This window comes from Muribaculum sp. (genome assembly GCF_029051885.1).
GTDB lineage: Bacteria > Bacteroidota > Bacteroidia > Bacteroidales > Muribaculaceae > Muribaculum.
In genome coordinates this window covers 1-10,600 of the sequence record NZ_JAIDKI010000160.1, presented here as the reverse complement: position 1 = coordinate 10,600, position 10,600 = coordinate 1, and the positions used below count along the sequence as shown (strand labels likewise).

At 45.4% G+C, this 10,600-nt stretch carries 9 protein-coding genes and 1 tRNA gene; 6 read left to right on the top strand and 4 right to left on the bottom strand.

All coding sequences use genetic code 11. The features are described 5' to 3' along the window. The first annotated feature begins 116 nt into the window (after nucleotides 1-116). The 4 genes from K2I50_RS06945 (at nucleotide 117) to K2I50_RS06930 (ending at nucleotide 5,074) form a co-directional block, all read left to right on the top strand. Nucleotides 117-455, top strand: coding sequence for a type II toxin-antitoxin system HicB family antitoxin (locus tag K2I50_RS06945; RefSeq protein ID WP_301025542.1), 339 nt, complete (start codon nucleotides 117-119; stop codon nucleotides 453-455). A gap of 1,106 nt (nucleotides 456-1,561) precedes the next feature. Beyond that, the gene (locus tag K2I50_RS06940; protein WP_301025540.1) at nucleotides 1,562-3,106 is read left to right on the top strand and encodes a sigma-70 family RNA polymerase sigma factor; all 1,545 of its coding nucleotides are present in this window, start codon (nucleotides 1,562-1,564) and stop codon (nucleotides 3,104-3,106) included. A gap of 80 nt (nucleotides 3,107-3,186) precedes the next feature. Beyond that, the gene (locus K2I50_RS06935) at nucleotides 3,187-4,599 is read left to right on the top strand and encodes a CotH kinase family protein (RefSeq protein WP_301025539.1); all 1,413 of its coding nucleotides are present in this window, start codon (nucleotides 3,187-3,189) and stop codon (nucleotides 4,597-4,599) included. 1 nt (nucleotide 4,600) lies between these two features. After that, a complete protein-coding gene (locus K2I50_RS06930) occupies nucleotides 4,601-5,074 on the top strand; it encodes a hypothetical protein (RefSeq protein WP_301025537.1) in 474 nt (157 codons plus the stop codon). Nucleotides 5,075-5,206: 132 nt separating this feature from the next. Here the strand turns inward: K2I50_RS06930 and K2I50_RS06925 are convergent, their stop codons facing one another. Further along, nucleotides 5,207-6,490, bottom strand: coding sequence for a hemolysin family protein (locus tag K2I50_RS06925; RefSeq protein WP_301025535.1), 1,284 nt, complete (start codon nucleotides 6,488-6,490; stop codon nucleotides 5,207-5,209). 160 nt (nucleotides 6,491-6,650) lie between these two features. Beyond that, nucleotides 6,651-6,732 (bottom strand) — tRNA-Leu (locus K2I50_RS06920). A gap of 208 nt (nucleotides 6,733-6,940) precedes the next feature. Between K2I50_RS06920 and K2I50_RS06915 the strand changes: the two genes are divergently transcribed. After that, nucleotides 6,941-7,747, top strand: coding sequence for a GIN domain-containing protein (locus K2I50_RS06915; protein ID WP_301025534.1), 807 nt, complete (start codon nucleotides 6,941-6,943; stop codon nucleotides 7,745-7,747). Nucleotides 7,748-7,845: 98 nt separating this feature from the next. Here the strand turns inward: K2I50_RS06915 and K2I50_RS06910 are convergent, their stop codons facing one another. Both K2I50_RS06910 and K2I50_RS06905 read right to left on the bottom strand, forming a co-directional pair. Beyond that, nucleotides 7,846-8,829, bottom strand: coding sequence for a calcium/sodium antiporter (locus K2I50_RS06910; protein WP_301025532.1), 984 nt, complete (start codon nucleotides 8,827-8,829; stop codon nucleotides 7,846-7,848). A gap of 67 nt (nucleotides 8,830-8,896) precedes the next feature. Continuing rightward, nucleotides 8,897-10,099, bottom strand: a complete 1,203-nt coding sequence (locus K2I50_RS06905; protein ID WP_301025530.1) for an MFS transporter — start codon at nucleotides 10,097-10,099, stop codon at nucleotides 8,897-8,899. Nucleotides 10,100-10,210: 111 nt separating this feature from the next. Between K2I50_RS06905 and K2I50_RS06900 the strand changes: the two genes are divergently transcribed. After that, nucleotides 10,211-10,465: a TIGR03905 family TSCPD domain-containing protein gene (locus tag K2I50_RS06900; protein ID WP_301025528.1), complete on the top strand. Its 255-nt coding sequence runs from the start codon at nucleotides 10,211-10,213 to the stop codon at nucleotides 10,463-10,465. Nucleotides 10,466-10,600 lie beyond the last annotated feature (135 nt).

Below are 10,600 nucleotides of genomic sequence, written 5' to 3'. Positions count from 1 at the left end.
AAAATAAACCAACGATTGACGCAGTTAGCGGCTTAGACGCAACTGGACAACAACGAAATTTACCGAATCATTGTTATGAAACAGGTTTATGATTATCTTAAAAACGAAGGACTGATATGAATACATTGAAATATAAGGATTTTATCGGCTCGGTTGCATTCAGCGAAGCCGACGGCGTATTCTTCGGTAAAATCGAGGGTATTGACGGACTTGTTAACTTTGAGGGCGAAAGCGTTACCGAACTCACCAACGCCTTTCATGAGGCGGTGGACGATTACCTTGCCTATTGTGCCGAAGAAGGCATTGAGCCACACAAGAGCTATTCCGGTTCTTTGAACGTGCGTCTTACTCCCGATATACATTCAAGGGTTGCCTACCTCGCAAAACAAGCCGGAGTGTCAATCAACTCGTTTATCCGCACTGCCGTCGAAAAACAGATTGCCGCCATGCTTTGAGTAAGGCATTTTTAACAACTTAGATGCCTGAAAATCGGGATAAAAGAATTAACTTTGTACTGCCCAAACGGAATAATGGGTAAAAAACATTGAAATAATGCCGTGTGCAATTCGTGAACAAACGGAGTGACGGCATTACAATATTCTGACAACTACTTAGTTACAACGATACACCTCGGCTTCTTCTCCGGGGTCACCAATTTGAAACTCAGCTACTTATTGATCAGGTAGTTGAGTTTTTCGTTATAGGTCCTATTTTGTCCACAAATTGTCCACCAAACTGAATCCTACACCCCACCAACAAAGGCAACCGCACCGAAATATATAAACATTTGACAGAATTAGAAATTATTATGGGAGTCATCACTTGACAAAAGTCCGCACGTCATTATTTTATATGCATGAGAAATACGCTTATAACAATATTTGACGGAATAAAAGCTCCTCGAAAGATAGACCAGTGTCCTTATGAGCTCGGCGATTTGCTTGCAGTCGCCTTCCTTACCTTTCAAAACTGGAAGATTATGTGGACATGGCCCTCTATTAGAGATACGCCACAATCTTTATAGCGGCAGTCAAATTCATTCCATAGGAGTGATTTTATTTGTATGTTGGCTTCTGTCATCGAAAAATACGTTTTAATCTGCAAAACTAACATTCGTAATAACGCTAAACAATGTCGATATTCCTCTAATTATTGTCATCTGAGGAAACTTCAAATCGATGATGAGGTTTTGGCATGAGATTTGATACAGCGTCATCAAGATATAAGAGATATTATTTACTGCTTTTTTTAATTTCTCATGCAGTCTTTTGTATATTTGAATATCTATAAAAAATAAGAGCTTGTTTAATAATAAATGTTGCCGCCAGGGTCGTATAGCTTGAGTCGATTTTCGACATGTGACGAAGGTGTGTACTTTATGTACACAACTGAGGGACATGTCGAAAAGCGGCCTGGATATACGAGACAACAGGTAATCTTATAATCACTCAATCTCTTGCTGATTTTTGAAACAAATGCAAAATATATCAACCATATGAAACAAATTACCTCCCGTCATGGCGGTAACATTTATTATTAAACAAGCTATAAGTTTGAATCTATGGATATCATAAGCCTTGTAGAAAGATGTAAATCAGGAGATAAAGAAGCCTTTGGACTGATTTATCAGATATATCTCCCGGAAATGAAGGAGGTAGTGGCATATTATGTCCATAATTCAGATGTAGCATGGGATATTCTGCATGATGGTTTTTTAATAGCATTTTCATCTATTGGCACACTTAACAATAATGCGAGAGTAGAGTCATGGCTTACAACCATCATGAAAAATCTATCTCTCAAATATCTTAAAGAGGACTTATCCAGTTTGTCTGTGCCGGTGTCTGAATTAGATATCCCTGATAATACAACTGACACTTCAGACAGAGCTGACATATTGACGTGGGAAAATCTTGATAAAATAATCAATAAATTACCCGAAGGATATGAAAAAGTTTTCCGACTTGCGATATTGGACGGACTTTCACACAAGGAGATAAGTACATTGCTTGGCATTGCGCCCCATTCCTCCTCATCTCAACTCTCTCATGCGAAGGCTATGCTTCGACGTCTGATAACGGAATACCGAATAGAAATGGGTGTCCTTTCGCTTGTTGCCATAATTGCCCTCGTATGGCACCAAATATTCAAACATCATGAAGCCCCCTCACATACACGACCTATAATAAGCCTTAAGACCAATAACGGCACGATGGCTGCTACAGACTCTATATCCGGGACTAATCATAATCCCGACAATATACCACACAAGCCGGCTCGCATCGACAAAGAGTGTAAAAAGCAACCATCACAAGTGAATATCACAGAGGTAGCACTACGTAACGACAATGTGCCGGTAACCGGCAATGATAGTGTTGCCTGTGATACTATCAAGAGAATCGACACTATTATAGCCAACGATATTTCTATTGCTGAGGAAAAGTCTCAGCAGTTAACGCTATCCGAAACTTCTCAATGGTCATTGGCTTTGGCGTATGCCGGAAATCTCGGACAAAATGACATCAGCCGTTACATGATGCCCAATCCCAGCATTCCGGATGTAGAAGGCCCTTCCGAAGAAATCGAGGTGACAGAGAAATCACATCATCATATGCCTGTTGTAATATGCCTGTCCATAAATAAGACCATCAGCTCCCGATGGAGTGTTGAAACGGGAATCCGATACACATATCTTCGTTCGGATATGCTCTCGGAGAGCAAACAGAATCATATGGAAACAATCCAGCGCATACATTATATAGGCCTACCTGTTAAATTCAATTACCGCATATTCACATATAACGGATTTTCTGTCTATGGTCAGGGAGGTGGCGCACTGGATATTCCGGTAAAAGGCTGTCATACAGTATATGAATACTCACCCGAATGGGGTAATCAAACTACGAGTACAATTCCCGTCTCCGCCCCCCTGCAATGGTCGGTTGAGGGCGGTATGGGTCTTCAATACCATCTGACACCATCGTTCAGCATTTATGCCGAACCATCGTTACGCTATTACTTTAATCCTGGCTCTGAAATAAAAACGATACGTCAGGAGAAACCTGTTGAGTTCACGCTACCAATAGGATTAAGGCTGACATGGTAAAAATATAGTCTGTTGTATGCAGTCTTTGGGTTTGTATTCAATCTATATTGTGTAATTTCAAACCAAAAGACGTGTATAAAATGAAATACTACAAAGAAATCGGTTGTCTTTTAGTCTTATTGAGTTTCGTCTCCTGTACCGACGAGATAGATGCCACCGAACCTACACCATCGCCTTCAGTCTCAATATCCGGCACTCTGCCTGTCATGTATATTGAGACAGAGAATCGTAAACCCATTGTATCTAAAGAAAAATACCTGACCGCCACCTACCGGCTTGACCCCATGGGAACTGAAGGGGTTGAGCCTCTCGGTTCAGAGGCAACCCCTCTGCCAATGCAGATAAGAGGCCGCGGGCACTCATCATGGAAAGGTATCAAAAAGCCATACAAGATAAAACTTGGGAAAAAGACCGCGATAATGGGTATGCCCAAAAACAAGCATTGGGCATTACTGAAACCAACCGAAAATACCGTGGCCGGACTCCATTTGGGCAAATTGATGGATATGGCATGGACTCCAAACTTCCGACCGGTAGAGGTTGTGCTGAATGACGACTATATCGGCCTGTATTTCCTGACTGAAACTATCAGAATTGACGAAAACCGCGTCAATATCCACGAACAGCAGAATCAAGAGACAAATCCGGAGATGATAAAAGGCGGCTGGCTTGTGGAAGTTGACAACTACCATGATGAATGTCAGATTACGATTCCCGAAAACAACCGTTGGAATCTGACGCTTCGCTATCATTCTCCCGAAGACCTCTCGACAGCACAGTTGCGATGGCTTACCGATGAGTTCAACGCAATAAACAAAGCTGTATACTCCGCTGACAAAACATCTACAACATGGGAGCAATATCTGGATGTCGAGAGCATGGCCCGCTTCTTTATCCTACAGGAGGTAATGGACAATCCCGACGGTTTTCACGGCAGCTTCTATCTTCATAAGGATTTGAATGATAATGCCCGATGGGTTGCAGGACCTATATGGGACCTGGTATGCTACAACCGTGAGAAGACGGACTATACCTTTAGAATGAAAGTACATTATGGCTTCACTCCGCACTGGATAGGCGAGCTTATCCAGTATGACAATTTCTGCAAATCGGTTAATGCCGCATGGAAAGAAGTCTATCCCGATAAACTGACAAAAGTATTTGACTATATCGACGACATAGTGCTCCCCCTTGGGGCTGCTTGGCAGAATGACTGTGAAAGGTGGAACGATAATCCATCACAAACGGCAGAATTTAGAGCCGAAAAGATAAAGACAGCATTGCTACGCAATATGGAGTGGTTTGACAACCATCTCCCGGTCAGCAAATTCGCTTCATTAGCGACACCGACGACAAGTGCAACAAACCGGTCAGTCAAAGTTTTCAATCTTCAGGGAATCTGTATCGGTACATATGCAAGCGAAGCTGAAGCTACATCCAATCAAGAAAAAGGCATCTATATCATTAATGGACGAAAATTAAAAATCGAATGACATGAAAAATCTGTCTATCATAGCCATACTGACATTGTCGGCATGTTCAAGCGTGGAGGATATCACATATAACTATCCATATATCTCAAACCTTACAAACACAGAGTGTCTAAGCTCCCACACTGATATTTATAATCTTGACAGCGACACCGGTAGCGGGACTTTTGAGATGACACTGAAAGGGAGAACAGGCATATGCAGATTCACATCACTCGATTACCCATGTGATTTTGGCAAAGTAAATATCAAAGTCTCATACGCCGACGGGGTATTGAAAATTGTCGAATACCCGTCTTCCGATAATGCCGACTGCCGTTGTGAAACCGACGCGTCGTTCATTATTGAAAATATACCCGATAATGACTTCATCCTAAAAATATATCATGCAGACATGAACGGTAAATTCAATGAAAACAATCCCACATATACCAGAAAGGTAAATCTTGTTGATGGTGGTCTGTCAATACCATACTAAAGACAGCAATCTACTGGAGTCGTACCAGATGTACGACTCCAGTAGATTGCATATACAAATTCAATGGGCAATCCCTTTTTCAAACCTCGAATTTACATTACCAATATCTGATGGTTGCAAGCGGGCAGGTTGTCACATCGCAGAATCGGCGACTACCGATACGGCGACTTTGTTGATGCGTACATGGTCCATATCGGCTACCTCGATGCGGAAAGAGTGCCATCTTATAGTGTCTCCTTCGACGGGAACTCTCCGCAGATGCTCCAGTATAAGACCTCCGACAGTGGAATAAGTGGCCGGTTTGTACAAATCTTCACAATCGAAATATGCCAGAAAATCGTATATCGGACATTGGCCGTCGACGAGCCACTCTTCAATATCCGGACGTTTTACTATCATTGGGCCGTCTCCCTCCTGGGCGATGTTGCCTACAAGTCCGTCGAGAATATCACGCAATGTAATTATTCCCTGAAAACTGCCATATTCGTCATACACAAGGGCCGAATGTCCATTTGAGGTTTTAAACGTCTCAAGTGCGTCATATACAGTCATGGTCTCGGGAAGACACATGGCAGGCGTCAGAGCCTTCTCGATATTGAAGTCCGGTTTTCCCAGCGACAGCACAAGTTGCTTCAGCGAAATCACACCGCATATATCCTCCTTTTCCCTGTCAAAAACAGGGTATGTAGAGTGTAGGTCATCCGAAAGTACCTCGCGTATTCTTTCCTCATCCATATCTACGGTAAGTGCAGCCACATCCTTGCGGCTGGTCATAATCGCTTCAATCCGGCTGTCACCCATCATCAGTGCCCGCTCCATGATGTCCTGTTCGACCTCGCGAACCTCGCCGGAGCACGCGCCCTCCTGAATCAGTGATTTAATCTCTTCCTCTGTCACTTTGTTTGAATTGCTTCCAATCCTGAAGAATCTTACTATCGCGGAAGTAGATACCGACAGTAGCCACACGATAGGATAGGTAATGACCGAAAGTATCTTCATCGGGCCTGCAACAATCTTGGCAATCGTGTCGGCATGCCCCATTCCTATGCGTTTGGGCACAAGCTCGCCTACTACAATCGATAGATATGTCACTATCGACACTATGGATATCCTGGATATATTCATCGCCATCTTTGGTGCAAGTCCGAGGCGGGTAAGATAATCGCCTACTTCAGTAGCGATGGTAGCTCCCGAAAACAATCCGGTTAAAATACCGATAAGCGTAATGCCTATCTGTACCGTAGACAAAAAACGGTCAGGCTCATTCTGGAGTTTCAGCGCATTTGCTGCGCTTCTGTTGCCATCTTTGGCATCAGCTGTGAGTTTTGATTTTCGAGCGGAAATAAGGGCTACTTCCGACATGGAGAATATTCCATTAAGCAGAATCAATGCAATGATTATAATCAAGTCGTCCATAAACAAACGGCAATACTGTTTTTACAATATAAAACAATATTCACCTTTTTTAGTTGATTACTGTGCGTATAATCTTATCCTTGTTAAATATAATCTTAATGCATTGAACACACCTAAAAAAGCAGCGGCTGATAATCTTGCGATTATCAGCCGCTGTCTGTACCCGGACCCGGGATCGAACCGGGATGGATTGCTCCAACGGTGTTTGAGACCGTCGCGTCTACCGATTCCGCCATCCGGGCATGGTTTGGTAGATATAGATGCTTTTGTGGCGACAAAGGTAATAATTATTTTTGAGAAGTATGAATAATTGACCCGTTAATTGCATCAATAAAGGAAAAAGAAGAAAAATTTGGATTTTTTTTGCATTGAATGCAACGTTTTGCCATAAAGCTACGTCATTATAATAAACATATGCCGACAGCAGTCGCATAAAATCATTGATAAGACATGAAAAAAACATTTTTTGCAGTAATCTCAGGAGTTTGTATTCTGGCAGGATTAAGCTCATGCGCCAGAGTTGTAGCTGCCGGTCGCAATTATGTTACCCGACAGGTCGAGGTAGGCAGTTTCAACGGTATCTCCACCAGCAACGCAGTCGATGTAGTATACACACAGTCGACCGGGAGCCCTCGCGTTGAAGTATACGCCCCTGACAATGAGATTGACCGAATTACGGTAGATATCAGCGGCGGCATACTTTGCGTAGGCATTAAAGGCGACAACAACAACAAGATATGGGGGGCGACAAAGAGAGAGGTACGCGTGTCAGCTCCGGCAGTAAACAGCCTGAAGGCTTCAAGCAGCGGCGATATCATACTCAAAAACGGACTGACGTCAAAAGGCAATATTACAATAAACGTCAGCAGCAGTGGCGACGTCATAGGCGACAACATATCCTGCACGGGCAACCTCGATCTGTCGGCATCGAGCAGCGGCGACATTAAGGTGGCCAATATGAAGTGCCGTAATCTTACGGCGTCGGCATCAAGCAGCGGTGATGTGAAAATCGGGACTCTCTCATGCGACAATCTTACCGCACATGCCGGAAGTAGCGGCGATGTGGTAGTACGACTGCTCACAGCACAGAATGTCAAAGCCGATGCCAACAGCAGTGGCGATGTGAAACTTGCCGGCACCTGTGTCAATGCCGACCTTAGCGCCAGCAGTAGCGGAGACATCAATGCGTCGGGACTGAAAGCAAAAAACATCAGCAAGAGCGAGAGCAGTTCGGGCTCCGTAGTCTACGGCAACTGACGCTCTTTCCTGCATGATGCAGTAATAAAAAGTAACCCCGGTGAATTGTTTCAGGAACAGTTCACCGGGGTTACTTTTCTCATAATATATAACAGTAATCAGGCATTGACTATAAGAACTGTGGTGTAGGCGATATAGAGCAACACGAGTATCGCGCCCTCGGTCCGGGTAATGGTGCGGTGGCCGATAATCCAGCCGAAGAGCCAGAAGAGCAGGGCTGCCCCGGTCATTACAAGCAGGTCAAGATTTCCTATCGAGCCGAGCGGCAGAGGACGTATTACCGCCGATAGGCCAAGCACAAAGAATATGTTGAACAGGCAACTGCCTATTACATTGCCGACAGCCAGTCCGGGACGTCCCTTGGTAGCCGCCACCACCGAAGTGGCAAGCTCCGGCAGAGATGTACCTGCGGCAACAATTGTAAGACCGATTACGGCATCGCTCACACCCATGGCCCGGGCAAGCGATGAAGCACTGTCAACAAAAACATCGCCGCCCCATACGAGAGCCGCCAGGCCGAGCACAATCATTCCGCAGGCTTTCCACATCGGCATCGACACTGTAGGTTGTACTGACTCTTGCTGCACCTCGGAGTCGGGAGTCGATGGCGAGGCCTTTGCAATGGAGAATGTATAGCGCATGAATATAGCAAAGAAGAGCAATAGCAGTATACCGTCGACGCGTGTCACCATATCAGTCATATCTCCATCAAGCAGATGCCCGTTGCCGCATGCAAGCAGAGCCACCGATGCAAGTACCACAAGCGGTATCTCGTTGGTCATTATACTGTGTTCGACCTTGATAGGACGCACCATAGCCACAATGCCGATAATCATCAGCACATTGAAGATATTGCTGCCGACCACATTGCCGATGGCCAGCCCGGCACTCCCTTTCATAGCCGACATCACGCTTATTACCAGCTCTGGAGCCGATGTGCCAAACGCTACAATGGTAAGTCCAATCACCAATTCACTGATACCAAAGCGCTTGGCCACTCCCGACCCTCCGTCGGTAAGCCAGTTGGCTCCTACAAGTATCATCGCCAGTCCGGCGACAAGCAGCAGAATATCAAATAACATAGTTTTGTATTTTTTACAGTGGAATCATCATCTTATGGATGTATAACTCCACTGAGGGCAGTCGCGTTCACTCTTTGTCGATTTTCTTCAGATCGGGCAGAAATGCAGCCACGATGCCGAGCAACGGCAACAGAGTGCTTATCTCGAATACGAAGTATATACCGCGTACATCGGCAAGCCAGCCGAAGAATGCGGCACCTACACCTCCGAGGCCGAACGAAAGGCCGAAGAACAGACCGGCAATCATACCCACCTTCCCTGGTTTCAGCTCGGTAGCATATACAAGTATGGCCGAGAAGGCCGATGAGATTACCAGGCCTACGATTATGGCGAGTATTATAGTGAGAGTAAGTCCTACATAGGGCATAGCTATTGCAAACGGGGCTGCACCAAGTATCGAGCACCATATCACATATTTGCGCCCAATCTTGTCGCCGATGTATCCTCCGGCGATTATACCTATCGCCGATGCGGCAAGAAACGTGAAAAGGGCAATCTGGGAATATTGTATCGACACCCCGAACTTATCGATAAGGAAAAACGTGAAATAGCTCGTCATGCTTGCGAGATAGAATTGCTTGGAGAAGGTAAGCACCACCAGCACGGCGAGAGCCATGTTTATGCGTCTCTTACTGAGGTGGTCGACCACGGAACGTATCTCGCGGCCCTGTCGCGAAATATTGCTTACAATGCGTTTATACCAGCGCCCCACACGGGTAAGAATCAGGGCACCCATTATCGCCGCCACAGCAAACCATAATACAGCAAGACGGCCATGGGGAAGCACAATCAGCGCGGCAAGCAACGGACCTATGGCAGTACCACCATTGCCCCCTACCTGGAATATCGACTGAGCGAGTCCCTTTTTACCACCGGCTGCGAGTTGCGCCACACGCGACGCTTCAGGATGGAAGATGGACGATCCTATCCCTATCACGGATACTGCTCCGAGCATGGCGGCGTAGCTCCCGGTAAAAGCCAGCCACACAAGACCGGTAAGGGTGAAACACATGCCCGTAGCAAGTGCGTAAGGACTGGGGCGCCGGTCGGCGTACATCCCCACAAAGGGCTGCAACAGTGACGATGTGAGCTGAAACACCAAAGTGATGACTCCAATCTGAATGAACGACAGTCCCATCTCCTCTTTAATTATCGGATAGATTGACGGCACAATGCTCTGCACCATGTCGTTGAGCAGATGGGCGATGCTTATTGCAAACAGCACTCTGAATGCAGTACGCGCTTCCTCTTGTCTTGATGTAGAATTCATAGGTTTATTCTGCGTTGATTCTCCGCACACATTTCTGCGGACTACTTTCTTTTTTCTCTTATTCTGTTGGCAAAATTAGTTAAATTTGCGGAATTAAAGACAATCCGAAGAATGACATATCATTATCGTACTACAGGCACCTGTTCGCGCCTTATAGAAATCGAACTCGACAACGGAGTAATAAAGTCGGTGTCATTTACAGGAGGATGCCATGGCAATCTTCAGGGCATCGCTTCCCTTGTATGCGGCATGACCCCCGACGAGGTAATCGCGCGTCTGGAGGGCATACGCTGCGGCAGCAAGGACACCTCGTGTCCCGACCAGCTCGCCAGGGCTTTGAAGGCCATCCTTGCCAATCCTGCTTAACGGGAGCACGAAAAGCAATTTTTTACCACGCGACGTAAGATACTGATTTACTGCATATTGGGGGGGTAATTTCTTCCTCATAAGGGATTGTTTTCTTGGCAATTATTATTAACTTCGTGCCACACATCAACAGAT